This window comes from Pseudomonas frederiksbergensis (assembly GCF_001952935.1).
In the GTDB taxonomy this organism is placed as follows: domain Bacteria; phylum Pseudomonadota; class Gammaproteobacteria; order Pseudomonadales; family Pseudomonadaceae; genus Aquipseudomonas; species Aquipseudomonas frederiksbergensis.
In genome coordinates this window covers 2,507,041-2,530,920 of the sequence record NZ_CP018319.1, presented here as the reverse complement: position 1 = coordinate 2,530,920, position 23,880 = coordinate 2,507,041, and the positions used below count along the sequence as shown (strand labels likewise).

The window sequence follows — 23,880 nt, the reverse complement described above, 5'->3', positions numbered from 1 at the left end:
TCGGGCCCGGCAGATGCAAGCCTGTTCGACGCAATGGCCGGCCGGATCAATCAAAATCGCAGGCTGACATGGTAAGCTCGCCGCCTCATTTGCTGCCAATAATGACTCACTGTGCCGCACTCAAAATCCCCCGCCGTGACCCCGCTTTGGCTCCCTCGAAGCCAACTGACGCCCCTCCCCGACACGTCTACCCTCGACTGGTTGTTCGACGAAGGCTCTTTGACTCGACGGCTGATCCGTCTGTCGAATGACGGCTTCAGCGTCACGCCACTCTTCGAAGGCTGGCAACCGCTGCGCGCCGACGAATGTGCCGCGCTGGAGCTGGCCGAAGGCAGCGAAGGCTGGGTGCGCGAGGTGTATCTGCGCGGCCACGGCGAAGCCTGGGTGTTTGCCCGCAGCGTGGCGGCGCGCAGTGCGTTGCAGGGCGACGGCCTGCACATGGACGAATTGGGCAGCCGATCCCTGGGCGAATTGCTGTTTTGCGATCAGGCATTTCAACGCCGCGCCATTGAGGTTTGTCACTATCCTCAGGAGTGGCTGCCGGTGGAGTCCCGAGCACCGGAACTGTGGGGCCGCCGTTCGCGTTTCGACCGCGGGGCCTTGAGCGTGCTGGTGGCCGAAATTTTCTTGCCGACCTTGTGGAACGCCACCCGCGCCCATCCGGAGAATTGCTGATGTACCAAAGCCTGCTCAAGTCCCTGAATCGCTTGAATCCACGGGCCTGGGATTTCATTCAGCTGACCCGTATGGACAAACCGATCGGCATTTATCTGCTGCTGTGGCCGACGCTGTGGGCGCTGTGGATTGCTGGTAAAGGTTCGCCGTCGCTGGCCAATATCGTGATTTTCGTCCTGGGCGTGGTGCTGACCCGCGCTGGCGGTTGCGTGATCAATGATTGGGCGGATCGCAAGGTCGACGGTTACGTGAAACGCACCGAACAGCGGCCCTTGGTGAGCGGCAAGATCAGCTCCAAAGAAGCGCTGGTGTTCTTCGCGCTGCTGATGGGCGTGAGTTTCCTGTTGGTGTTGTGCACCAATGCGGCAACGGTCTGGCTGTCGTTCGGCGGTTTGGCACTGGCCCTCACTTACCCGCTCATGAAGCGCTACACCTATTACCCGCAAGTGGTGCTGGGCGCCGCGTTTTCCTGGGGCATGCCGATGGCATTCACCGCCGAAACCGGTGAACTGCCGGCGGCGGCGTGGTTGCTGTGGATCGCCAACCTGCTGTGGACAGTGGGCTACGACACTTATTACGCGATGACTGACCGCGACGACGACTTAAAGATCGGCGTGAAATCCACGGCGATTCTGTTTGGCGAAGCGGATCGGGTGATCATTCTGATTCTGCAGGGGCTGGCACTGGGTTGCCTGCTGCTGGCCGGGTCGAAATTCGAGCTCGGTGGCTGGTTCCACTTGGGATTGCTGGCGGCGGCGGGCTGTTTTGCGTGGGAGTTCTGGTACACCCGTGGCAAGGATCGGATGCGTTGCTTCAAGGCGTTTTTGCACAACCACTGGGCCGGGTTGGCGATTTTTGTGGGGATCGTACTGGATTACGCGACCCGCTGAAGAAACACCAAGCCCTGTGGCGAGGGAGCTTGCTCCCGCTGGGCCGCGAAGCGGCCCTGAAAGCGACGACTGCTTCGCAGCCGAACGGGAGCAAGCTCCCTCGCCACAAAAGCCTGCTCCCGCCAATGGCAGCAGGTTTGCGGATATTGAACTCGTTACATTTTCGGCCCTTGCAGGATGTGCCACTTGTCCATTTTCTTGTCGCCGGTCATGTCTCCAGGCTTCTTGTCCTGAACGAAGTAGTACAGCGGCTTGCCGTCGAACGCCCACTGCTTCGTGCCATCGTCACGCGTGATAATGGTCCACTTGCCTTCATCCTTGTCGGCGGCGGTGGCTTTGAGCGGGGGCCAGTTTTCTGCGCACTTGCCGGTGCACGCCGACTTGCCGCCAGTGTCGTTGTCGAAGGTGTACAACGTCATGCCCTTGTGGTCGACCAACATGCCGTCTTTAACCATGCCCGGGTCTGCGGCGAAGGCCATTGTCGGCATCATTAGCGCAGCAGTGACCAGCAGCGCCTTCCAGGATTGAGCGATGTGCTTCATGAAAACCTTCCTTTTGTGGTTGTCAGGATTCGGACTTAGAGCTTAGTTCAGGATCAGGACAATCGCCGGGCGACTAAAATACTGTCACACGACTGCAATAATTCCGTTATCTAATGCGGCGCAAGACAGTTAAATGACAAGAGGATTAACGCATGGTTGGCAGGAGCATTCTGATCGTCGACGACGAAGCGCCCATTCGCGAAATGATCGCCGTTGCGTTGGAAATGGCCGGCTATGACTGCATGGAGGCTGAGAACTCGCAGCAGGCCCACGCCATCATTGTCGACCGCAAGCCGGACCTGATCCTGCTCGACTGGATGCTGCCCGGCACGTCCGGCATCGAGCTGGCCCGACGTCTCAAGCGCGATGAGCTGACCGGGGACATCCCGATCATCATGCTCACCGCCAAGGGCGAAGAGGACAACAAGATCCAGGGCCTGGAAGTCGGCGCCGATGACTACATCACCAAACCTTTTTCCCCACGTGAGCTGGTTGCGCGCCTGAAGGCCGTGCTGCGCCGTGCCGGGCCAACCGATGGCGAAACGCCAATCGAAGTTGGCGGCCTGCTACTGGACCCGATCAGCCACCGCGTGACCATCGACGGCAAACCCGCCGAGATGGGCCCCACCGAATACCGCCTGCTGCAATTCTTCATGACCCACCAGGAACGTGCCTACACCCGTGGCCAGTTGCTGGACCAGGTCTGGGGTGGCAACGTTTATGTCGAAGAGCGCACCGTCGACGTGCACATCCGCCGCCTGCGCAAAGCCCTGGGTGATGCTTACGAAAATCTGGTACAAACCGTGCGCGGCACCGGTTACCGGTTCTCCACCAAAGCCTGATCCGGATCTATCCCGCTCGACAAGCTGACAAGGACGCGCGTTCAAGTGAACCAAAACTGGCATGGCACCCTGATCCGCCACATGCTTTTGCTGGTGACCGGTTGCCTGGTGATCGGCCTGATTACCGGCTATTACGGCTGGAGCCTCGCCGCGGGCCTGGGCCTTTACCTGGCCTGGACGCTCAAGCAACTGCTGCGTCTGCACGAATGGCTGCGCCTGCACAAACCCGATGAAGCACCGCCCGATGGCTATGGCCTGTGGGGCGAAGTATTCGACAGCATCTATCACCTGCAACGTCGCGATCAGCGTGTGCGCGGGCGCCTGCAAGCGGTGATCGACCGGGTCCAGGAATCGACTGCCGCGCTGAAAGACGCGGTGATCATGCTCGACAGCGACGGCAACCTCGAATGGTGGAACCGCGCCGCCGAAACCCTGCTCGGCCTCAAGACCCCGCAAGACAGCGGCCAACCGGTAACCAACCTCGTGCGTCATCCGCGCTTCAAGGAATACTTCGAGCAGGACAGCTACGCCGAGCCGCTGGAAATCCCTTCACCGATCAATGATCGCCTGCGCATTCAGCTGTACATCACCCGCTACGGCAACAACGAACACTTGATGCTGGTGCGCGACGTGACGCGCATCCATCAACTGGAACAGATGCGCAAAGACTTCATCGCCAACGTCTCCCATGAACTGCGCACGCCGTTGACGGTGATCTGCGGTTATCTGGAAACCCTGCTCGACAACGTCGAGGACGTAAACCCGCGCTGGTCCCGTGCCCTGCAACAAATGCAGCAGCAAGGCGGGCGCATGCAGACGTTGCTTAACGATTTGCTGCTGTTGGCCAAACTGGAAGCCACCGATTACCCCTCGGACAACCAGCCGGTGGCCATCGACGGCTTGCTGCAATCGATCAAGAGCGACGCTCAGCAACTGTCCGCCCAGCGCAATCAGAAGATCACCCTGGAAGCCGACCCGACGATTCTGCTCAAGGGCAGCGAAGCCGAGTTGCGCAGTGCATTTTCCAATTTGGTGTTCAACGCGGTGAAATACACCCCGGCCGAGGGCAACATCCGCATTCGCTGGTGGGGGGATGAGCAAGGCGCACACCTGAGCGTGCAGGACTCGGGCATCGGCATCGACAGCAAACACCTGCCGCGCCTGACCGAACGCTTCTACCGCGTCGATTCCAGCCGCAACTCCAACACTGGCGGTACGGGACTCGGGCTGGCGATCGTCAAACACGTGCTGCTGCGCCACCGCGCGCGGATGGAAATCAGCAGTGTACCGGGCCACGGCAGCACGTTTACCTGCCATTTTGCGCCGGCCCAGGTCACCAAATCCCGGGTCATCAGCACCACCGACTGATACCGGCCGGCACGCGCCACTAGTCAATCACTTGGTCAGCCGCTACATTGGCTGACTTGTGCCTGCCCTTCAGGCGCACTTTTTTCTTTCCTTTCGAATACACGGAACCCGCAAAACTCCATCATGGACCCTTCCCCTGGCTTGACCCTTGCGACACTCTTCGCCGATTTCGGCATGATTCTTTTTGCTCTGATCCTGGTTTTGCTCAACGGTTTTTTCGTTGCCGCCGAATTCGCCATGGTCAAATTGCGCTCGACCCGGGTCGAAGCCATCGCTGAAAAAAACGGCTGGCGCGGACACATCCTGCGCACCGTTCACAGTCAGCTCGATGCTTACCTGTCGGCCTGCCAATTGGGTATCACCCTCGCCTCCCTCGGCCTCGGCTGGGTCGGTGAACCGGCGTTCGCGCACATCCTCGAACCGATCCTTGAAGCCGTCGGCGTGCAGTCGCCCGAAGTGATCAAAGGCGTGTCGTTCTTCGCCGCGTTCTTCGTCATCTCGTACCTGCACATCGTGGTCGGTGAGCTGGCCCCAAAATCCTGGGCCATCCGCAAACCCGAGCTGCTGTCGCTGTGGACCGCCGTGCCGCTGTACCTGTTCTATTGGGCGATGTACCCAGCCATTTACCTGCTCAACGCCAGCGCCAACACGATCCTGCGGATCGCCGGCCAAGGCGAACCCGGCCCTCATCACGAGCACCATTACAGCCGTGAAGAACTGAAACTGATCCTGCACTCCAGCCGTGGCCAGGACCCGAGCGACCAAGGCATGCGTGTTTTGGCCTCGGCGGTGGAAATGGGCGAGCTGGAAGTGGTCGACTGGGCCAATTCCCGGGAAGACCTGGTGACGCTGGAATTCAACGCGCCGCTGAAGGAAATCCTGGCGATGTTCCGTCGCCACAAGTTCAGCCGCTATCCGGTGTACGACAGCGATAGCCAGGAGTTCGTCGGCCTGCTGCACATCAAGGATCTGTTGCTGGAACTGGCGGCCCTGGACCACATTCCCGAGTCGTTCAACCTCGCCGAACTGACCCGGCCGCTGGAGCGGGTTTCGCGCCATATGCCGTTGTCGCAGTTGCTGGAACAGTTCCGCAAGGGCGGCTCGCACTTCGCCCTGGTCGAAGAAGCCGATGGCAACATCATCGGCTACCTGACCATGGAAGACGTGCTGGAAGTACTGGTCGGCGACATTCAGGACGAACACCGCAAGGCTGAGCGCGGGATCCTCGCGTACCAGCCGGGCAAGCTGCTGGTGCGTGGCGACACGCCGCTGTTCAAGGTCGAGCGCCTGCTGGGCATCGATCTGGACCACATCGAAGCCGAAACCCTCGCCGGGCTGGTCTACGAAACCCTGAAACGGGTGCCGGAAGAGGAAGAAGTGCTGGAAGTCGAAGGCTTGCGGATCATCATCAAGAAGATGAAAGGGCCGAAGATCATTCTGGCCAAGGTGTTGATGCTGGATTGATAGGCTGATCCGGATCCGCGTCGATCCCTTCGCGAGCAAGCCCGCTCCCACATTGAAATGCATTCCAATGTGGGAGCGGGCTTGCTCGCGAAGGCGTCAGAACAGGCAACACATCACTGCTTGCCCAACGCAAAGTTGGGCAATGCGCCCACCGGTTGATTGAACTGGTACGGAATCGACACCAGCCCCAACCCGGTATTGCGCTGCACCACGAAATGCAGGTGCGGCCCGCTGCTGTTGCCGGTATTGCCGGACAGGGCCAGCGGACTCCCCACTGACACCCGTTGCCCCTCCCGAACGCTCACCGAACCTTGTTTGAGGTGCAGATACACGCCCATCGTCCCGTCGTTGTGCAGCACCCGCACGAAATTACCCGACGGATCGGTGCCGCGCCCGGTCTGCGCATTCTCGGTTTTCACCACCACACCGCCACGCGCCGCGACGATCGGCGTGCCTACGGGCATGGCGATGTCCATGGCGTAGCGGTTCTTGGGACCGAAGTGGCTGTATTGACCGTTGGCGCCCTGACTCAACCGAAACGGTCCACCGCGCCAGGGCAACGGGTATCGATAGGCCATGGCGGCCCCTGAGGGGTCGCCCAGGGAGTATTCGAATTTCGGGGTGTACGCGAGCGGCTTACCGGACTTCGTGGCCGTGAGCAGCGCCAGACGAATACTGCTGCGTGCCGGCATCACCCGGCGAATCGGTCGGCTGGGTGCACCACTGACGTTCTTCAGGCCGGCGAAGCTCAACTCGATTTCAACCGGCGCGTACAGGTCATTGCGTACGTAAACGCTGTCCACGCCCTTCTTTTTGGTGATGACCACGTACACCTGGCGCTCCAGGTTCTCGACCATGCGATCACGAAAAACGAACACCTTGGAGCCCGTCGTGGGGCGGTCGCTGTAGGAGACCACGCCATTGGCGTCGGTGGACTTGTAGATCGTCATGGCCATCGCCGAGAGGGAGGCCATGAAAAGACCGCAAAAAAACAGCAGGCGCGCGAGCATGGGCAAGATTCTGTCGAGTAAGTCCTGGGTAGGAGCCTAGCAGCTGCAATGGACCCGGGTAGTCGGCAGATGTTTCAAATGATCGTTCCCACGCTCTGCGTGGGAACGATCAACGGTAGGGATTACGCGCCCGGTACGAAATGCTTCTGCGCCGTGCCACGTGCGATCAAACGGGAGATGTAGTCGAGCTTCTGCGCGTCCTGGTCGACGAAACGGAAGGTCAGTTGCAGCCAGTCGCTGTCGGGTTTCGGCTCGTGGGCGACGATGGCGTGCAGGTAGCCATTCAGACGAGCGGTTTCGGCGTTATCGCCCTGCTCCAGGTCGAGCACGGCGCTGTCGAGCACTTGCGGCAGGGTGTCGGTGCGTTTCACCACCAGCAACGCTTCCTTGAGGCTCAGGGCCTTGATCACGCATTGCTGAATGCCGTTCGGCAAGCGTAGCTGGCCCTGGCCACGACCGCCCGTCGGCGCTGCGGAGGTCGCTGGAGGCTTGATCGGCGGGCTGTTGAGCAGACCGCGAGACGGCGCAGCCGCCGGGGCTGGCGCGGCGGCAACAGGTTTGGCGAACGGGTTGACCGGCGCCGCGGCGGGTGCGACCACGGCAGCCTTGCCACCGGTCAATGCGCTCAGGGAATCGTTGCCGAACGCCGAGTTCATTTTGGTCGGCGCGCTGTTCATCAAAGTGTCGAGCTTGCCGACCTTGTTCAGGGCCTGCTTGACCTTGGTCAGCAGTTGCTCGTTGGTGAACGGCTTGCTGACGTAGCCGGAAACCCCGGCCTGGATCGCCTGGACGACGTTTTCTTTATCGCCACGGCTGGTCACCATCACGAACGGCATGGTCTTGAGGTTGTCCTGCTCGCGGCACCAGGTCAGCAGCTCCAGGCCGGACATTTCCGGCATTTCCCAGTCGCACAGGACCAGGTCGAACGCTTCCCGGGCCAGCAAGGCCTGAGCCTTTTTGCCGTTGACCGCGTCTTCGATCCGGATCCCCGGGAAGTAGTTGCGCAAGCACTTCTTCACCAGGTCACGAATGAACGACGCGTCGTCCACGACCAACACACTGACCTTACTCATCCATCACCCCTTTAAAAAATCCCGGCAAGCATAGCGCTTTGCTGATGGCACATTGCCAAAAACCTTCAGTCACGCCGGGACTTTTCGTTCGCGGGTGCTGCTTTCGAATTCATCGACCACAAACAAAAACGCCCGGCCAAAAGGCCGGGCGCTTTTCTCAGGCAATCTTACTTATCGTCAGCTTTGCCCGGAACATTAGCGGTTTCGCCACTTGTGCCTTCAACTTCTTCTTTCATGCGCTTGAGGCCCAGGTGCCGCACGTCTGTGCCGCGCACCAGGTAAATCACCAGTTCCGAAATATTGCGCGCGTGGTCGCCGATCCGCTCCAGCGAACGCAGCACCCAAATGATGCTCAAAACCCGCGAGATAGAGCGCGGGTCTTCCATCATGTAGGTGGCAAGTTCACGCAGCGCGGTCTTGTATTCGCGGTCGATGATCTTGTCGTATTGGGCCACCGACAACGCCAGGTCGGCGTCGAAGCGGGCAAAGGCGTCCAGTGCATCGCGAACCATGTTGCGGACCTGGTCGCCGATGTGACGAACCTCGACGTAACCCCGTGGGGCTTCGCCTTCTTCGCACAACTGGATGGCACGACGGGCGATCTTGGTCGCTTCGTCACCGATGCGCTCCAGGTCGATCACCGACTTGGAGATGCTGATGATCAAACGCAAGTCCGACGCCGCCGGCTGACGACGGGCCAGAATGCGCAGGCATTCTTCGTCGATGTTGCGTTCCATCTGGTTGATCTGGTCGTCGATTTCGCGAACCTGCTGGGCCAGGCCGGAGTCGGCCTCGATCAGCGCGGTGACCGCGTCGTTGACCTGCTTTTCCACCAGCCCGCCCATGGCCAGGAGGTGGCTGCGCACTTCCTCGAGCTCAGCGTTGAACTGCGCGGAGATGTGATGGGTAAGGCCTTCTTTACTAATCATGTTGGCGTCCTTGGAGCGTCCGGTAAGGTGCGGTGGACCGCAGCGTCAGTTCAGTGAGCAACAACAGCTTCCTAGCCGTAGCGACCCGTGATGTAGTCTTCGGTCTGCTTCTTCGCCGGATTGGTGAACAGGGTGTCGGTGTCGCCGAATTCCACCAGTTTGCCCATGTACATGAACGCCGTGTAATCGGAAACCCGCGCGGCCTGTTGCATGTTGTGGGTCACGATGACAATGGTGAACTTCGATTTCAGTTCGTAGATCAGCTCTTCGACTTTCAACGTGGAGATCGGGTCAAGTGCCGAGCACGGTTCGTCGAGCAGCAGCACTTCCGGCTCCACGGCGATGGTGCGAGCGATCACCAGACGTTGTTGCTGACCACCGGACAGGCCAAGTGCCGACTCGTGCAGACGGTCTTTGACTTCGTCCCACAGCGCCGCGCCTTTCAACGCCCATTCGACGGCTTCGTCGAGGATGCGCTTCTTGTTGATGCCCTGGATGCGCAGGCCGTAGACCACGTTCTCGTAGATGGTTTTCGGGAACGGGTTGGGCTTCTGGAACACCATGCCAACGCGACGACGCAGCTCGGCCACGTCTTCGCCCTTGCGGTAGATGTTGTTGCCGTAGAGGTTGATCGCGCCTTCGACGCGGCAGCCATCCACCAGGTCGTTCATGCGGTTGAAGGTGCGCAGCAGCGTGGACTTGCCGCAGCCGGACGGGCCGATGAAGGCGGTCACGCGCTGTTTCGGGATGTTCATGCTGACGTCGAACAGCGCTTGTTTGTCGCCGTAGAACAGGCTCAGGCCCGGCACTTCAATGGCGACGGTTTCCTGCTCGAGGCTCAGGCTCTGTTTGTCGCGGCCCAGGGCCGACATGTTGATGCCGTGGGTGTGTGCTTCGTGCTGCATGGGAGGCTCCCTGTGCTAACAAATTCGGTTCGGAACACCGCTTTGCGGCATGCCAATAAATGTTCGGTTGAACGCGGTCCAATGTGGGAGCGGGCTTGCTCGCGAAAGCGATCTGTCAGTCACATCGCCGCTGGATGTGCCGACGTCTTCGCGAGCAAACCCGCTCCCACAGGGTCCGCGCCGACCTGTTAACTATCCAGCGCTTTGTATTTTTCGCGCAGGTGGTTACGGATATAGACGGCCGACAGGTTCAATGTCGCGATCACCAGCACCAGCAGCAGCGCCGTGGCGTACACCAGCGGCCGTGCGGCCTCGACGTTCGGGCTCTGGAAGCCGACGTCATAGATGTGGAAGCCCAAGTGCATGATCTTCTGGTCCAGGTGCAAGTACGGGTAGTTGCCATCCACCGGCAGCGACGGCGCCAGTTTCACCACACCCACCAGCATCAGCGGCGCCACTTCACCGGCGGCGCGAGCCACGGCGAGGATCATGCCGGTCATCATCGCCGGGCTGGCCATCGGCAGTACGATTTTCCACAAGGTTTCAGCCTTGGTTGCGCCGAGGGCCAACGAGCCTTCGCGCACGGTGCGGGGAATCCGCGCCAGGCCTTCTTCCGTGGCCACGATCACCACCGGTACTGCCAGCAGCGCCAGGGTCAGGGACGCCCAGAGCAGACCCGGCGTACCAAAGGTCGGCGCCGGCAGTGCTTCCGGGAAGAACAACCGGTCGACCGAACCGCCCAGCACATAGACAAAGAAGCCCAGACCGAACACGCCGTAAACGATGGCCGGAACGCCCGCCAGGTTGTTCACGGCGATGCGGATCAAGCGCGTCATGGTGTTCTGTTTGGCATATTCACGCAGGTAAACCGCGGCCAGTACGCCAAACGGGGTCACGATCATCGCCATGATCAACGTCATCATCACGGTGCCGAAAATCGCCGGGAAGATCCCGCCTTCAGTGTTCGCTTCACGCGGGTCGTCGCTCAAGAACTCCCAGACCTTGCTGATATAGAAGCCGATCTTGGTGAAGGTGTTCATGGCGTTCGGCTGATAGGCGTGAACCACTTTGCCGATACCGATTTCGATCTCTTTGCCGTTCGCGTCGCGGGCCGTCAGGCTATCGCGGTTGAATTGGGCGTGCAGGTCGTTCAGGCGGGCTTCGATGTCCTGATAACGCGCGTTCAGTTCGGCACGCTCGGACTCCATGTCCGCTTGCGCGGCAGCGTCCATCGTCCCGGCCAGTTCCAGTTTGCGACCGTTCAGACGGACGCGCTCGAGGCCAGCGTTGATCGCGCCAATGTCGGATTTTTCCAGGCTCTTGAGCTGTGCGGCAAGCTGGTTGACGCGCGCGACACGGGCCTGCAATTCAGGCCATGCCGCTTCGCCTTCAGCGATGACCTTGCCGTCCTGTTTGACGTTAACCAGGTAGCCGTAGAAGTTGCCCCACTCGCGACGCTCGATGGCCATCAACTCGGGTGGCGTCTTCTGATTGGTCAGCCACTCGCCGACGATCCAGGTGAAGTCGTTGCCGTTCAGGTCACGGTTGCCGACCTTGATCAGCTCGCGGGTCATGAACTCCGGGCCCTGATCGGGCACCGGCAGGCCAGCGCTTTTCAGGCGCTCGCGCGGCACTTGTTCTTTCTGCACCACTTCGCCGATGACGAGGTGGTTGGCCTGGCCCGGCACGTCGTAACTGGCGTGCACCAGGTCCGCCGGCCAGAAATGGCCCAGGCCGCGCACGGCAATCACTGCCAGCAAGCCAATGGTCATGATGACCGCGATGGACACCGCGCCACCGCTGATCCAGACGCCAGGGGCGCCGCTCTTGAACCATCCTTTCAGGGAGTTCTGTTTCACAGACTTCTACCTTTCTTAAAGCGACGAGTATTTCTTGCGCAGACGCTGACGAATCAGTTCCGCGAGGGTGTTCATGACGAAGGTGAACAACAGCAGCACCAGCGCCGAGAGGAAAAGCACGCGGTAGTGGCTGCCGCCGACTTCCGATTCGGGCATTTCCACCGCAACGTTGGCGGCCAGGGTGCGCAGGCCTTCGAACAGGTTCATTTCCATGACCGGGGTGTTGCCGGTGGCCATCAGCACGATCATGGTTTCACCCACCGCACGGCCCATGCCGATCATCAGCGCCGAGAAGATGCCCGGGCTGGCGGTGAGGATCACCACGCGCGTCATGGTCTGCCACGGCGTGGCGCCGAGGGCCAGGGAACCGAGGGTCAACCCGCGAGGCACGCTGAACACGGCGTCTTCGGCGATGGAGTAGATGTTCGGGATCACCGCGAAGCCCATGGCCAGACCGACCACCAGAGCGTTGCGCTGGTCGTAGGTGATGCCCAGGTCGTGGGAGATCCACATGCGCATGTCGCCGCCGAAGAACCAGGTTTCCATGTACGGGCTCATGTACAGCGAGAGCCAGCCCACCAACAGGATCACCGGAATCAGGATCGCACTTTCCCAACCGTCCGGCACCCGCAGGCGCAGCGATTCAGGCAGGCGACTGAAGGTGAAACCGGCGACCAGGATGCCGATCGGCATCAACAGCAACAGGCTGAAGATGCCCGGCAGATGTCCTTCCACATACGGTGCGAGGAACAGACCGGCGAAGAAACCGAGGATTACCGTCGGCATCGCTTCCATCAGCTCGATCACCGGTTTGACCTTGCGGCGCATGCCCGGGGCCATGAAGTACGCGGTGTAGATCGCAGCGGCGACGGCCAGTGGAGCGGCCAGCAGCATGGCGTAGAACGCAGCTTTCAAGGTACCGAACGTCAGCGGAGACAGGCTCAGCTTGGGTTCGAAGTCAGTGTTGGCGGCGGTCGATTGCCAGACGTATTTAGGCTCGTCGTAGTTCTCGTACCAGACCTTGCTCCACAACGCGCTCCAGGAAACCTCCGGGTGTGGGTTGTCGAGCAGCAACGGTTGAATCTTGCCGCCCGCTTCCACGATCACCCGGTTGGCCCGTGGCGACAGACCGAAAATGCCTTGGCCTTCGACGACTTGGTCCACCAGCAAGGTGCGGTGGGCGGTGCTGTGGAACACGCCGAGCTTGCCGGAAGCATCCAGGGCGATGAAGCCTTTGCGACGTTCTTCGGCCGAGATTTCAACGATTGGCGTGGTGCCCATCTGGAACGTTCGAATTTGCTTCAGACGCAGTTCGCCATCCGGGTCGCGCGCCATGAACCACTGGGCCAGGCCGCCGGAGGAGTCGCCGATGATCAAGGAAATGCCGCCCACCAATTGAGTGGCGGCGGTGATTTGGGCGTCACCGTTTTCCAGCAGTTTGTAGCGACCGTTGAGGCTCTTGTCGCGCAGGCTGAACACGTCGGCCTGGGCACGACCGTTAATCACGTACAGCCACTGCTGACGCGGGTCGACGAAGATGTTCTTCACCGGCTCGGTCATTTGCGGCAGATCGATGCGCTTCTGCTCGTGGGTGATTTCGCCGGTCATCATGTTTTCTTCGCTGGTCAGCGACAAAACATTGAGCTGAGAACCGGTGGAGCCGACCAGCATCAGCGTCGAATCGCTCGCGTTGAGGCTGACGTGCTCAAGGGCTCCGCCCGCCTCGTTCAGCACGATCGGCGTTTCACCGTACGGGTATTCAATGGCTGGCGAGATGGTTTTCTTGCCGTCCGGGTAGCTGACTTTATAAGTGTGACGGAACACCAGCGCCTGGCCGTTGGACAAGCCCACCGCCACCAAGGGATGGCCCGGTTGGTCTTCGCCGATCGAGGTCACGGTGGTGCCGGCCGGAATCAACAGATCGACACGCTTGAGTTCAGCGCCACTGTCGATATCGAAGAACAGCGCCTGGCCCTTGTCGGAAACCCGCATGGCGACCTGGTTCTGTTCTTCCAGGGAGATCATCAACGGCTTGCCGGCGTCTTGCATCCAGGCGGGCGTGATGGCGTCCTTGGAGGTCAGGTCGGCACCCTGGAACAGCGGTGCGACAACGTAAGCGAGGAAGAAAAAGATCAGCGTGATCGCGCCGAGAACGGCGAGGCCGCCCACGAGGACGTACCAGCGGGTCAGGCGATCTTTAAGCGCACGAATACGGCGCTTGCGTTGCAGCTCAGGCGTATTGAAGTCAATTCGCTTGGGGGGATTTGTAGTCATGGTGGAGTTGGCCAGATCATTCATTCGCACACCCTAGCGATCCTGTATGACAGAAAGATGACAATGCAGTGACGCAACAAATCCGCCGCCAGCGGGAACTGGCAGTGGACCGGAAATTTGGGGGGTATGTGGGAGCGGGCTTGCTCGCGAAGGGGCCGTCACTTTCAACATCAATGTCGATTGATCCACCGCTTTCGCGAGCAAGCCCGCTCCCACATTGAGTCCGGGTTTACCCCGGACTCAAGGTTTTACTTTTTTGCTACGTTGTTACCTTCTTGCAGACCCAGGTCAGCCAGTGCTTTTGCAGCAACCTTGGCTGGCAGCGGGATGTAGCCGTCTTTCACAACCACTTCCTGACCCTGTTTGGACAGAATCAGCTTCACGAACTCGGCTTCCAGCGGGGCCAGAGGCTTGTTCGGGGCTTTGTTGACGTAAACGTAGAGGAAACGCGACAGCGGGTACTTGCCGTTCAGGGCGTTTTCTTCGGTGTCTTCAACGAACTCGGTGCTGCCTTTCTTGGCCAGGGCCACGGTCTTCACGCTGGCGGTCTTGTAGCCGATACCCGAGTAACCCACGCCGTTCAGCGAGGAGCTGATCGACTGCACGACCGAAGCCGAGCCTGGTTGTTCGTTGACGTTTGGCTTGTAGTCGCCTTTGCACAGGGCTTCTTCTTTGAAGTAGCCATAGGTGCCGGATACCGAGTTACGACCAAACAGTTGAACCGGCTTGTTGGCCAGGTCGCCGGTCACACCCAGGTCGCCCCAGGTTTTCACGTCGGCTTTGGCGCCGCACAGACGCGTCGAGGAGAAGATCGCGTCGACCTGTTCCATGGTCATGTGCTGGATCGGGTTGTCTTTGTGAACGAAGACCGCCAGGGCATCCACGGCAACCGGGATTGCGGTTGGCTTGTAGCCATACTTGGTTTCGAAGGCCTGAAGTTCGTTGTCCTTCATCTTGCGGCTCATCGGGCCCAGGTTAGCGGTGCCTTCAGTCAACGCAGGTGGCGCGGTAGAAGAACCGGCAGCCTGAATCTGGATATTTACGTTCGGGTATTCTTTTTTGTAGTTCTCAGCCCACAGGGTCATGAGGTTGGCCAGGGTATCGGAGCCGACGCTGGACAGGTTGCCCGACACACCAGTGGTCTTGGTGTAGCTCGGGATAGCAGGGTCAACAGCGGCAACCGCGTTGGCAGTCGCAACGCCAGCAGCGACAAAAGTCATTGCCGCCATCAAACGCTTCAGTTTCATGCCTTACTCCTAGCAGATAGGTGTGTTAAGTCGGGGCCAAGTATCAGCAGGCCGTGTGAACACTCTATGGCTGAAATATGACAATTAGATGAAAGGCCAGCATGTAGCGACAGATCGTTCCCATGCTCTGCGTGGGAATGCCGCCATGGACGCTCTGCGTCCGCTGTGAGAGGTGACGCGGAGCGTCACGGGATGCATTCCCACGCGGAGCATGGGAACGATCGGTTACGTGTTCAGCGACCTTTCTTCCAGAGATACGCGCCCACCAGAACCCCGACACCGCAGATGATCGCTACGTAATAGGCAGGTCCCATCGGGCTTTCCTTGAGCAGCAAGGTGACAACCATCGGGGTCAGGCCGCCGAAGATGGCGTAGGCCAGGTTGTAGGAGAACGACAACCCGCTGAAGCGCACCACCGCCGGGAAGGCTTTGACCATCACATACGGCACCGCACCGATGGTGCCGACCAGCAAACCGGTCAAGGCGTACATCGGAAACAGCCAGTCCGGGTGGTTGAACAGGCTGTGGTAAAAGGTCCAGGAACTGATCAGCAACGCAGCACTGCCGAACACGAAGACACGACCCGCGCCGAAGCGGTCCGCCAGTACACCGGAGGCGACACAGCCCAGGCTCAGAAATACGATCGCCAGGCTGTTGGCCTGTAACGCGGTGGTTGGCGAGAAGTGGTAGACGGTCTGCAGCACGGTCGGGGTCATGAGGATGACCACGATGATGCCGGCGGACAGCAGCCAGGTCAGCAGCATGGAAATCAGGATCGCCCCGCGATGGTCGCGCAACACGGCCCGCAGCGGCACTTCTTCTGCCAGGGCCTTGCGCAGTTGCAGCTCGGCGAATACCGGCGTCTCGTGCAACCAGCGGCGCAGGTAAACCGAGAACAGGCCGAATACGCCACCCAGCAGGAAAGGAATCCGCCAGGCGTAATCCGAGACTTCGACCGGGGTGTAAATGCTGTTGATCGCGGTGGCGACCAGCGAGCCCAGCAGGATACCGGCCGTCAGGCCGCAGGTCAGGGTGCCGCAGGCGTAGCCAATGTGCCGCTGCGGCACGTGTTCGGAAACGAATACCCACGCGCCCGGCACTTCACCGCCAATCGCAGCGCCCTGAATCACGCGCATCAGCAGCAACAGGATCGGCGCCCACATGCCGATCTGCGCGTAAGTCGGCAGCAGACCCATGATCAGGGTCGGCACCGCCATCATGAAAATGCTCAGGGTGAACATCTTCTTGCGTCCCAGCAGGTCGCCAAAATGCGCCATGACGATGCCGCCCAGCGGCCGCGCCAGGTAGCCGGCGGCAAAGATCCCGAAAGTCTGCATCAAGCGCAGCCACTCGGGCATGTCGGCCGGGAAGAACAGCTTGCCGACCACCGTGGCGAAGAACACGAAGATGATGAAGTCGTAAAACTCCAGCGCACCGCCCAGGGCAGACAGCGATAAAGTCTTGTAATCGCTGCGGGTCAGCGGACGTGCGGATTGAGTGGGCTGCGCGATGCTCGAGGGCGCTGTGGTCATGGCAAGGCTTCTCTTATAGTCGGATCTGCAACCCCAACAACGCTGGCTGAGGCTTGGGCAGGTCCGGCACGATAGCAAATTGTTCGAAAAAGCACATAGAGGTGCGTAATTGACGGTCGAAATGAGAACCGGACGGTCGTCTCGGAGTCTACCGATCGATATACTCGCAATCTTGCGACAGCTTGCAAGGGTTGCTGTGCGAAGACGCTGCTGGCTCTACCAGTCGATTTCGCAGAGTTTCCCTTTAGGCGCCTTACGAAAAACGTGACGAACGTAGTATGTTCGGGGCTGAATCGTTTTTCCTTGAGACGGCTATTCACCTGAAGTACTTATGAGAGTCACGGGTCAGAGGCACCCCCGGCATGATAGAGCTCGAACAAGAAGATCCAATCCCGCAAGGCGACCTGGCCCTGCAAATTACCGCGCTTCCCCGCGAAACCAACGGCTTCGGCGATATTTTCGGCGGTTGGCTGGTGTCGCAGATGGATTTGGCCGGCACCGCAATGGCCAGCAAAGTCGCGGGTGGCCGCGTGGCTACGGTTGCGATCGACCGCATGGCGTTTCTGGTTCCGGTAGCGGTGGGCGCTCAGCTCTCCTTTTATACCCAGGCGTTGGAAATCGGCCGCAGCTCGATTCAGATGATGGTCGAGGTCTGGAGTGACGATCCGCTGTCCAGCGAATGGCGTAAGGTGACTGAAGCCGTGTTTGTGTTTGTCGCGATCGACGGCAGCGGTCGCACCCGTTCTGTTCCGCCAAGAGCTCGTTAAACACTGCGACCTTTCTGCGGTCCATTGCAGTCATTGTTCCTGATCGAGAGTTGCCCCATGAGCACGCCCAACGTTGAAGCCGTGAAACTGGATGAACTGAACTGCTGGCGCATCCGCCACGGTCAGGCCGAATTGCTGGTTGCCCAGCAGGGCGCACACATCCTCAGTTATCAAGTGGCCGGGGAACCGCCGTTGATCTGGCTCAACGACGAGGCCGTGTTCAAGACTGGCAAGAGCATCCGCGCCGGGGTTCCGGTGTGCTGGCCGTGGTTCGGCAATCTGTCGCGCAACCCGCAGAGCGTTCAGGCCATGCGCGTCGGCAACGAAGCGCCAACCGCCCACGGTTTTGTCCGGACAATGGACTGGGAACTGGGCGGCATCGAAACCGAAGGCGAAAGCCTGAAGGTGGAATTCCTTCTGCCCTACCCCGAAGACGGCTTCCCGGGCTGGCCGCATCAGGTGGATTTGAAGCTGAGCATCCGTCTGGACGAGCAACTGCATATCAGCCTGACCAGCCATAACCAGGGTGCTGACAGCGTCACCATCAGCCAGGCGCTGCACAGCTATTTCGCGGTCAGCGATGTACGCGAAGTACATGTCGAAGGGCTGGATGGCTTGAGTTACATCGAAACCCTGGACGACTGGAAAGCCGTCACTCAGACCGGCGATCTGCGTTTTGCCGGCGAGACCGACCGTATCTACCTCAATACCCCTGCGAAGCTGAGCATTATCGATCCGGCCTGGGAACGGCGCATCGAGCTGACCAGCAGCGGTTCACGCTCGGCGGTGATCTGGAATCCGTGGATTGAACGCGCCGCAGCGTTCAGTGACATGGCCGATGATGGCTGGCAGCGCATGCTGTGCATTGAAACGGCGAACGTGATGGATGATGTGGTGACGCTGGCGCCGGGTGCGAGTCATACCCTGGGTGTCAACATCGGCAGCAAACCCCTGTAACACCCCAAAACCAATGTGGGAGCGGGCTTGCTCGCGAAGGCGTCGTGCCAGTCGACATAAAAGTTGAATGACACACCGCCTTCGCGAGCAAGCCCGCTCCCACATTTGATTGGTGTCAGAGCTACTGGCGTTACAGATCCGATTCTTTGACCACTCTCACCTTCGCCGCATCCAGCGCATACGCTGCATCAGCCAGGTCGTTGTTGACCTTCTCGACCTTCAGCGTGCCGGTCACCCACAGCGGCGTGTAGATGTCATTCAGCTTCAAACCTTTGGGATAACGCACCAACACCAATTGATTTGGGGGTGGTGGCGGCACGTGGATGCAGGCGCCCGGATACGGCACGAGGAAGAACAGTGTGCTGCGGCCCTGGGCGTCGGACTCCAGCGGCACCGGATAACCTCCGATGCGGATATTCTTGTCGTTCATCGACGCCACGGTTTTGCTCGAATACATCACCGCCGGCAGGCCTTTGCTCTGCTTCATGCCACCCTTTTCGGTAAAAGTGCCATTGGCTTCGGGGGAGTTGTGATCGATTTCGGGCATGGCCTCGAGGGCTTTCTGGTCCGACTTGGGCATCAGTTCGAGCCAGTCGGTTTCCGGCAGTTCGCCAGCATGGGCGAGGCCCGAGCCCAGTAAAAGAAAAGTCAGCAGAAGACGGCGCATGAAGGTGCTCGGCAAAGGAGAGGACAGTGCAACGCCGAGCATTCTAGCCCGCTCTGCCTGCAGCGCAGAGGGGGCTTTGTCGCTTTGAATCAGTTCTTTTTGATCAAACCGTAGATCACCAGCAACACCACCGCGCCAACCAGCGCACCGATGAAGCCTGCACCTTCGCCCGCATGATAGATGCCCAGAGCCTGGCCGCCGTAAGTGGCCGCCAGCGAACCGCCAATACCGAGCAGGATGGTCATGATCCAACCCATTTTGTCATCGCCCGGCTTCAGGAACCGCGCCAGCAGGCCGACGATCAAGCCGATAAAGATGGTTCCGATAATTCCCATGGCATTTCCCTCTGATTAAGTGCTACGTCCAAGCCTAGTCAGACTTTGGCATCTTGCCATGAGAGAACGGCGGCCCCTGAATGGTTCCACCGCTGCCACATGAAACTGTTTACTCGGCGATGAGGGCTTCGACCTTGAGGATCTGCGCAGCCAGTGTTTCGCGGTCTGCACAACGCAGGTTGGCGTGACCGACCTTGCGACCGACCTTGAACGCCTTGCCGTAGTGATGCAGATGGCAATCGGCGATGGCCAGGACTTTCTCGGTCTCCGGCACTTTGCCGATGAAGTTGAGCATCGCGCTCTCGCCGACCTTGGCCGTCGAACCCAGCGGCAGACCGGCAACGGCCCGCAGGTGGTTTTCGAACTGGCTGCACTCGGCACCTTCAGTGGTCCAGTGACCCGAGTTGTGTACACGCGGGGCGATCTCGTTGGCCTTGAGGCCACCGTCGACTTCAAAGAACTCGAACGCCATCACGCCAACGTAATTCAGCTGCTTGAGCACACGGCTGGAATAGTCTTCCGCCAAGGCTTGCAGCGGATGGTCGGTGCTGGCCACGGACAACTTGAGGATGCCGCTGTCGTGGGTGTTGTGAACCAGCGGATAGAACCTGGTTTCGCCATCGCGGGCACGCACGGCAATCAGCGAGACTTCGCCGGTAAACGGCACGAAGCCTTCCAGCAGGCAAGCCACGCTGCCCAGTTCGGCGAACGTACCGGCCACGTCTTCAGGCTTGCGCAGGACTTTCTGGCCCTTGCCGTCGTAACCCAGGGTGCGGGTTTTCAGCACGGCCGGCAGACCGATCGAAGCTACGGCAGCGTCCAGGTCGGCTTGCGATTGAATGTCGGCGAACGCCGGGGTGGGAATCCCCAGGTCCTTGAACATGCTCTTCTCGAACCAGCGATCACGGGCGATGCGCAGGGCTTCGGCGCTCGGGTAGACCGGGACGAATTGCGAGAGGAATGCGACGGTTTCGGCCGGGACACTTTCGAACTCGAAAGTCACCAGATCGACTTCATCGGCCAGCTGACGCAGGTGATCCTGATCGCCGTAATCGGCCCGCAGGTGTTCGCCCAACGCGGCTGCACAAGCATCCGGCGCAGGGTCCAGGAAAGCGAAGTTCATGCCCAGCGGAGTACCCGCCAGCGCCAACATGCGACCCAACTGGCCGCCACCGATTACACCGATCTTCATCGTCAACAACCTCAGGCGATGCGTGGGTCTGGATTTTCCAGGACGCTGTCTGTCTGTTCAGCGCGGAATTTTTTCAGCACCGCGTGGAACTGCGGGTGCTTGGCGCCGAGAATGCTCGCCGAGAGCAGCGCTGCGTTGATCGCGCCGGCCTTGCCGATGGCCAGGGTGGCAACCGGAATGCCCGCGGGCATCTGCACGATAGACAGCAGCGAATCGACGCCCGAGAGCATCGACGACTGCACCGGCACACCCAGTACCGGCAGGTGGGTCTTGGCCGCACACATGCCTGGCAAGTGGGCCGCGCCGCCGGCACCGGCGATGATCACCTCGATGCCACGCGCCTCAGCCTCTTCGGCGTACTGGAAGAGCAGGTCCGGGGTGCGGTGGGCAGAGACCACTTTCACCTCGTAAGGAATGCCGAGCTTTTCCAGCATATCGGCGGTGTGGCTAAGGGTGGACCAATCGGACTTGGAGCCCATGATCACGCCAACCAGTGCGCTCATCGTCGTGCCTCTTCTCTCTGGGCGCCCGCAGGCGCGTCAAAAAACAACAAGCCACGCAATATGCGTGGCTTGATTGTACGAATTATGGCCGGACGAACCGGCCGAAGGCCGCGCAGTATACCTCAATGAGGCAGATAAACAGCCCCCGAGACGACCATCTGTCATACGACGCAAAGCGCCGGTTTTATTGACTTCAGAGTCAGTCAATACAACATCATTCCCTGTGGGAGCGAGCCTGCTCGCGATGGCGTCGGCCCGGTCGACATTTGCGTTGAATATTAGTCCGCTATCGCGAGCAGGCTCACTCCCACAGGGTTAGTCGACATGTTCAAGAACTCTGCGCTGCGCCGCCTTCCAGTTTGCGCCACAGCAATCGCACGTTCGCCTTGCGCACCAGCGCGCAGCGGTACAAGCGAATCTCCAGCGGCACATGCCATTGCGGGCCGCCGCACACTACCAGTTCACCCCGAGCCAGTTCGGCGCGCACGCTGAGTCGCGGCACCCAGGCAATGCCCAATCCTTCCAGCGCCATGCTTTTAAGACTGTCGGCCATGGCCGTCTCGTAAATGGTGGTGAAGCGCAGCGCGCGCTGGCGCAGCAGCATGTTCACCGAACGCCCGAGAAATGCACCGGCGCTGTAGGCGAGCAGCGGCACACTGCCTTCGCCTTCCAGATCGAACAGTGGCTTGCCGTCGGCGTCCGCCGCGCAGACCGGAAGCATTTCGGTGTTGCCAAGGTGCAGCGACGGAAAGATTTCCGGGTCCATCTGCATCGCCGCATCCGGGTCGTAGAACGCCAGCATCAGATCGCAACCGCCTTCACGCAGGGCATGCACGGCATCGCCGACGTTGGTCGCCACCAGGCGCGTCGCGATGTTCAGGCCTTCGTTACGCAACTGCGCGATCCAGCGCGGGAAGAAACCCAGCGCCAGGGAGTGAGCGGCGGCGACCTGCATCACCTCGCCCTGCCCGCCTTCCAGGTGATGAAGGTGACGCAGCACTTCACCGAGCTGCTCGACCACCGTCCGCGCGGTGACCAGGAACAGCTGCCCTGCCGCCGTCAGCTCGATCGGCGTGCGCGAGCGATTGACCAGGGTCAGCCCCAATGCGGCTTCAAGGCTGCGGATCCGTCGACTGAATGCCGGCTGCGTCACGAAGCGTCGTTCGGCAGCCTGGGAGAAGCTGCGGGTGGCAGCCAGGGCACTAAAGTCCTCCAGCCATTTACTTTCAAGGTTCATCACGGCCTCCCGGACACGCACCAATTTAGGTCACACGCTCGCCACAGACACGGCGTCACATGGGCATTATGCCGAATGTGCATAGGCTAGTGTTTAACAGCATTGGCCCAAAATTCTCCACAAGCCTAGCATTTGCAGCGTTCCGGCACAGACCGGGTCCATATCGAGATGATTTCTATCATGTCCTCCGCTGCATCTTTCCGCACAGAAAAAGACCTGCTTGGCGTACTCGAAGTACCTGCTCAAGCGTACTACGGCATCCAGACCCTGCGAGCGGTGAACAACTTCCGTCTCTCCGGCGTTCCGATTTCGCATTACCCGAAGCTGGTTGTCGGCCTGGCGATGGTTAAACAAGCCGCCGCTGACGCCAACCGCGAGCTGGGTCACCTGAGCGAAGCCAAGCACGCTGCCATCAGCGAAGCCTGTGCCCGTTTGATCCGCGGCGATTTCCACGAAGAGTTCGTCGTGGACATGATTCAAGGCGGCGCTGGCACTTCAACCAACATGAATGCCAACGAAGTCATCGCCAACATCGCGCTGGAGGCCATGGGTCACCAGAAGGGCGAATACCAATACCTGCACCCGAACAATGACGTGAACATGGCGCAGTCGACCAACGACGCCTACCCGACCGCGATCCGTCTGGGTCTGCTGCTGGGTCACGACGCGCTGCTGGCCAGCCTCGACAGCCTGATCCAGGCGTTCGCTGCCAAGGGCCAAGAGTTCGCTCACGTCCTGAAAATGGGCCGTACCCAACTGCAAGACGCCGTGCCGATGACCCTCGGCCAGGAATTCCGCGCATTCGCCACCACACTGGGCGAAGACCTGGCCCGTCTGAAGACGCTGGCCCCGGAACTGCTGACCGAAGTGAACCTGGGCGGCACCGCGATCGGTACCGGCATCAACGCCGACCCGCGCTACCAGCACCTGGCCGTTGAGCGTCTGGCGCTGATCAGCGGTCAACCGCTGGTTCCAGCTGCCGACCTGATCGAAGCCACCTCCGACATGGGCGCCTTCGTGCTGTTCTCCGGCATGCTCAAGCGCACCGCGGTGAAGCTGTCGAAGATCTGCAACGACCTGCGCCTGCTGTCCAGCGGCCCACGCACCGGCATCAACGAAATCAACCTGCCAGCGCGTCAGCCAGGCAGCTCGATCATGCCCGGCAAGGTCAACCCGGTGATCCCGGAAGCGGTCAATCAGGTGGCGTTCCAGATCATCGGCAACGACCTGGCGCTGACCATCGCAGCCGAAGGCGGCCAACTGCAACTGAACGTGATGGAGCCGCTGATCGCCTTCAAGATCTTCGACTCGATCCGCCTGCTGCAGCGCGCTATGGACATGCTGCGCGAGCACTGCATCGTCGGCATCACCGCCAACGAAGAGCGCTGCCGCGAACTGGTCGAGCACTCGATCGGCCTGGTCACCGCGCTGAACCCGTACATCGGCTATGAAAACGCTACCCGTATCGCCCGTATCGCCCTCGAAAGCGGCCGCGGCGTGCTGGAACTGGTGCGCGAAGAAGGCTTGCTCGACGACGAAATGCTCGCCGACATCCTGCGCCCGGAAAACATGATTGCTCCGCGTCTGGTTCCGCTTAAAGCCTGATCCGACG

Annotated in this window: 22 protein-coding genes; 8 read left to right on the top strand and 14 right to left on the bottom strand. The window is 60.3% G+C overall.

Annotated elements, in window-relative coordinates; translation table 11 throughout:
• Positions 1 to 111 precede the first annotated feature (111 nt).
• Complete coding sequence (locus PFAS1_RS11630; RefSeq protein WP_076029256.1) at positions 112 to 675, top strand: chorismate--pyruvate lyase family protein; 564 nt, start codon at positions 112 to 114, stop codon at positions 673 to 675.
• A complete protein-coding gene (gene ubiA, locus PFAS1_RS11625; protein ID WP_076029255.1) occupies positions 675 to 1,565 on the top strand; it encodes a 4-hydroxybenzoate octaprenyltransferase in 891 nt (296 codons plus the stop codon). Before PFAS1_RS11630 ends, ubiA begins: the two co-directional genes overlap by 1 nt.
• A gap of 155 nt (positions 1,566 to 1,720) precedes the next feature.
• Here the strand turns inward: ubiA and PFAS1_RS11620 are convergent, their stop codons facing one another.
• Complete coding sequence (locus PFAS1_RS11620; protein ID WP_076029254.1) at positions 1,721 to 2,107, bottom strand: COG4315 family predicted lipoprotein; 387 nt, start codon at positions 2,105 to 2,107, stop codon at positions 1,721 to 1,723.
• A 152-nt stretch (positions 2,108 to 2,259) separates the two neighbouring features.
• Here PFAS1_RS11620 and phoB point away from each other — a divergent pair, with 152 nt between their 5' ends.
• The 3 genes from phoB to PFAS1_RS11605 all read left to right on the top strand — a co-directional run bounded on the left by phoB (position 2,260) and on the right by PFAS1_RS11605 (position 5,781).
• Complete coding sequence (gene phoB, locus PFAS1_RS11615; RefSeq protein ID WP_046045002.1) at positions 2,260 to 2,949, top strand: phosphate regulon transcriptional regulator PhoB; 690 nt, start codon at positions 2,260 to 2,262, stop codon at positions 2,947 to 2,949.
• A gap of 81 nt (positions 2,950 to 3,030) precedes the next feature.
• A complete protein-coding gene (phoR, locus tag PFAS1_RS11610; RefSeq protein ID WP_232252249.1) occupies positions 3,031 to 4,317 on the top strand; it encodes a phosphate regulon sensor histidine kinase PhoR in 1,287 nt (428 codons plus the stop codon).
• A 123-nt stretch (positions 4,318 to 4,440) separates the two neighbouring features.
• Positions 4,441 to 5,781 carry a hemolysin family protein gene (locus PFAS1_RS11605; protein ID WP_076029253.1) on the top strand — a complete coding sequence of 447 codons (1,341 nt, stop codon included), beginning with the start codon at positions 4,441 to 4,443 and terminating at the stop codon, positions 5,779 to 5,781.
• Between the two features lie 113 nt (positions 5,782 to 5,894).
• Here the strand turns inward: PFAS1_RS11605 and PFAS1_RS11600 are convergent, their stop codons facing one another.
• The 8 genes from PFAS1_RS11600 to PFAS1_RS11565 all read right to left on the bottom strand — a co-directional run bounded on the left by PFAS1_RS11600 (position 5,895) and on the right by PFAS1_RS11565 (position 16,610).
• Complete coding sequence (locus PFAS1_RS11600) at positions 5,895 to 6,791, bottom strand: peptidoglycan DD-metalloendopeptidase family protein (RefSeq protein WP_076029252.1); 897 nt, start codon at positions 6,789 to 6,791, stop codon at positions 5,895 to 5,897.
• 122 nt (positions 6,792 to 6,913) lie between these two features.
• On the bottom strand, positions 6,914 to 7,864 hold the full coding sequence (locus PFAS1_RS11595; RefSeq protein WP_076029251.1) for a response regulator: 951 nt from the start codon (positions 7,862 to 7,864) through the stop codon (positions 6,914 to 6,916).
• A 167-nt stretch (positions 7,865 to 8,031) separates the two neighbouring features.
• Entirely contained in the window at positions 8,032 to 8,793 is a 762-nt protein-coding gene (phoU, locus tag PFAS1_RS11590; RefSeq protein ID WP_008150055.1) for a phosphate signaling complex protein PhoU, read from the bottom strand.
• Positions 8,794 to 8,864: 71 nt separating this feature from the next.
• Positions 8,865 to 9,698, bottom strand: a complete 834-nt coding sequence (pstB, locus tag PFAS1_RS11585; protein ID WP_007896484.1) for a phosphate ABC transporter ATP-binding protein PstB — start codon at positions 9,696 to 9,698, stop codon at positions 8,865 to 8,867.
• A 188-nt stretch (positions 9,699 to 9,886) separates the two neighbouring features.
• Positions 9,887 to 11,557, bottom strand: coding sequence for a phosphate ABC transporter permease PstA (pstA, locus tag PFAS1_RS11580; RefSeq protein ID WP_076029250.1), 1,671 nt, complete (start codon positions 11,555 to 11,557; stop codon positions 9,887 to 9,889).
• A 15-nt stretch (positions 11,558 to 11,572) separates the two neighbouring features.
• Positions 11,573 to 13,855, bottom strand: coding sequence for an ABC transporter permease subunit (locus PFAS1_RS11575; protein ID WP_076029249.1), 2,283 nt, complete (start codon positions 13,853 to 13,855; stop codon positions 11,573 to 11,575).
• 224 nt (positions 13,856 to 14,079) lie between these two features.
• A complete protein-coding gene (locus PFAS1_RS11570; RefSeq protein ID WP_074872095.1) occupies positions 14,080 to 15,078 on the bottom strand; it encodes a phosphate ABC transporter substrate-binding protein PstS in 999 nt (332 codons plus the stop codon).
• A gap of 233 nt (positions 15,079 to 15,311) precedes the next feature.
• On the bottom strand, positions 15,312 to 16,610 hold the full coding sequence (locus PFAS1_RS11565; protein WP_076029248.1) for an MFS transporter: 1,299 nt from the start codon (positions 16,608 to 16,610) through the stop codon (positions 15,312 to 15,314).
• Between the two features lie 362 nt (positions 16,611 to 16,972).
• Here PFAS1_RS11565 and PFAS1_RS11560 point away from each other — a divergent pair, with 362 nt between their 5' ends.
• Together PFAS1_RS11560 and PFAS1_RS11555 are read left to right on the top strand one after the other, a co-directional pair.
• Entirely contained in the window at positions 16,973 to 17,377 is a 405-nt protein-coding gene (locus PFAS1_RS11560; RefSeq protein WP_003177184.1) for an acyl-CoA thioesterase, read from the top strand.
• Between the two features lie 57 nt (positions 17,378 to 17,434).
• Entirely contained in the window at positions 17,435 to 18,334 is a 900-nt protein-coding gene (locus PFAS1_RS11555; protein ID WP_076029247.1) for a D-hexose-6-phosphate mutarotase, read from the top strand.
• Between the two features lie 130 nt (positions 18,335 to 18,464).
• Here PFAS1_RS11555 and PFAS1_RS11550 read toward each other — a convergent pair whose 3' ends face one another.
• The 5 genes from PFAS1_RS11550 to PFAS1_RS11530 form a co-directional block, all read right to left on the bottom strand.
• Complete coding sequence (locus tag PFAS1_RS11550; RefSeq protein ID WP_076031523.1) at positions 18,465 to 19,001, bottom strand: DUF3299 domain-containing protein; 537 nt, start codon at positions 18,999 to 19,001, stop codon at positions 18,465 to 18,467.
• 89 nt (positions 19,002 to 19,090) lie between these two features.
• On the bottom strand, positions 19,091 to 19,336 hold the full coding sequence (locus PFAS1_RS11545; RefSeq protein WP_074872101.1) for a GlsB/YeaQ/YmgE family stress response membrane protein: 246 nt from the start codon (positions 19,334 to 19,336) through the stop codon (positions 19,091 to 19,093).
• 109 nt (positions 19,337 to 19,445) lie between these two features.
• On the bottom strand, positions 19,446 to 20,528 hold the full coding sequence (locus PFAS1_RS11540; protein WP_074872103.1) for a 5-(carboxyamino)imidazole ribonucleotide synthase: 1,083 nt from the start codon (positions 20,526 to 20,528) through the stop codon (positions 19,446 to 19,448).
• 11 nt (positions 20,529 to 20,539) lie between these two features.
• The gene (gene purE, locus PFAS1_RS11535) at positions 20,540 to 21,031 is read right to left on the bottom strand and encodes a 5-(carboxyamino)imidazole ribonucleotide mutase (protein WP_008150032.1); all 492 of its coding nucleotides are present in this window, start codon (positions 21,029 to 21,031) and stop codon (positions 20,540 to 20,542) included.
• A gap of 328 nt (positions 21,032 to 21,359) precedes the next feature.
• On the bottom strand, positions 21,360 to 22,268 hold the full coding sequence (locus PFAS1_RS11530) for a LysR substrate-binding domain-containing protein (RefSeq protein WP_074872107.1): 909 nt from the start codon (positions 22,266 to 22,268) through the stop codon (positions 21,360 to 21,362).
• Positions 22,269 to 22,448: 180 nt separating this feature from the next.
• Between PFAS1_RS11530 and aspA the strand changes: the two genes are divergently transcribed.
• The gene (aspA, locus tag PFAS1_RS11525) at positions 22,449 to 23,873 is read left to right on the top strand and encodes an aspartate ammonia-lyase (protein WP_008150027.1); all 1,425 of its coding nucleotides are present in this window, start codon (positions 22,449 to 22,451) and stop codon (positions 23,871 to 23,873) included.
• Positions 23,874 to 23,880 lie beyond the last annotated feature (7 nt).

Bases quoted from the DNA above. Each gene is read 5' to 3' on its own strand.
- PFAS1_RS11575 (WP_076029249.1), bottom strand. From the start codon at position 13,855: ATGAATGATCTGGCCAACTCCACCATGACTACAAATCCCCCCAAGCGA.
- phoB (WP_046045002.1), top strand. From the start codon at position 2,260: ATGGTTGGCAGGAGCATTCTGATCGTCGACGACGAAGCGCCCATTCGC.
- PFAS1_RS11595 (WP_076029251.1), bottom strand. From the start codon at position 7,864: ATGAGTAAGGTCAGTGTGTTGGTCGTGGACGACGCGTCGTTCATTCGT.
- PFAS1_RS11560 (WP_003177184.1), top strand. From the start codon at position 16,973: ATGATAGAGCTCGAACAAGAAGATCCAATCCCGCAAGGCGACCTGGCC.
- PFAS1_RS11550 (WP_076031523.1), bottom strand. From the start codon at position 19,001: ATGCGCCGTCTTCTGCTGACTTTTCTTTTACTGGGCTCGGGCCTCGCC.
- phoR (WP_232252249.1), top strand. From the start codon at position 3,031: ATGCTTTTGCTGGTGACCGGTTGCCTGGTGATCGGCCTGATTACCGGC.
- PFAS1_RS11600 (WP_076029252.1), bottom strand. From the start codon at position 6,791: ATGCTCGCGCGCCTGCTGTTTTTTTGCGGTCTTTTCATGGCCTCCCTC.
- PFAS1_RS11605 (WP_076029253.1), top strand. From the start codon at position 4,441: ATGGACCCTTCCCCTGGCTTGACCCTTGCGACACTCTTCGCCGATTTC.
- PFAS1_RS11565 (WP_076029248.1), bottom strand. From the start codon at position 16,610: ATGACCACAGCGCCCTCGAGCATCGCGCAGCCCACTCAATCCGCACGT.
- aspA (WP_008150027.1), top strand. From the start codon at position 22,449: ATGTCCTCCGCTGCATCTTTCCGCACAGAAAAAGACCTGCTTGGCGTA.
- purE (WP_008150032.1), bottom strand. From the start codon at position 21,031: ATGAGCGCACTGGTTGGCGTGATCATGGGCTCCAAGTCCGATTGGTCC.
- ubiA (WP_076029255.1), top strand. From the start codon at position 675: ATGTACCAAAGCCTGCTCAAGTCCCTGAATCGCTTGAATCCACGGGCC.
- PFAS1_RS11570 (WP_074872095.1), bottom strand. From the start codon at position 15,078: ATGAAACTGAAGCGTTTGATGGCGGCAATGACTTTTGTCGCTGCTGGC.
- PFAS1_RS11555 (WP_076029247.1), top strand. From the start codon at position 17,435: ATGAGCACGCCCAACGTTGAAGCCGTGAAACTGGATGAACTGAACTGC.
- pstB (WP_007896484.1), bottom strand. From the start codon at position 9,698: ATGCAGCACGAAGCACACACCCACGGCATCAACATGTCGGCCCTGGGC.
- PFAS1_RS11620 (WP_076029254.1), bottom strand. From the start codon at position 2,107: ATGAAGCACATCGCTCAATCCTGGAAGGCGCTGCTGGTCACTGCTGCG.
- PFAS1_RS11540 (WP_074872103.1), bottom strand. From the start codon at position 20,528: ATGAAGATCGGTGTAATCGGTGGCGGCCAGTTGGGTCGCATGTTGGCG.
- PFAS1_RS11530 (WP_074872107.1), bottom strand. From the start codon at position 22,268: ATGAACCTTGAAAGTAAATGGCTGGAGGACTTTAGTGCCCTGGCTGCC.
- PFAS1_RS11545 (WP_074872101.1), bottom strand. From the start codon at position 19,336: ATGGGAATTATCGGAACCATCTTTATCGGCTTGATCGTCGGCCTGCTG.
- phoU (WP_008150055.1), bottom strand. From the start codon at position 8,793: ATGATTAGTAAAGAAGGCCTTACCCATCACATCTCCGCGCAGTTCAAC.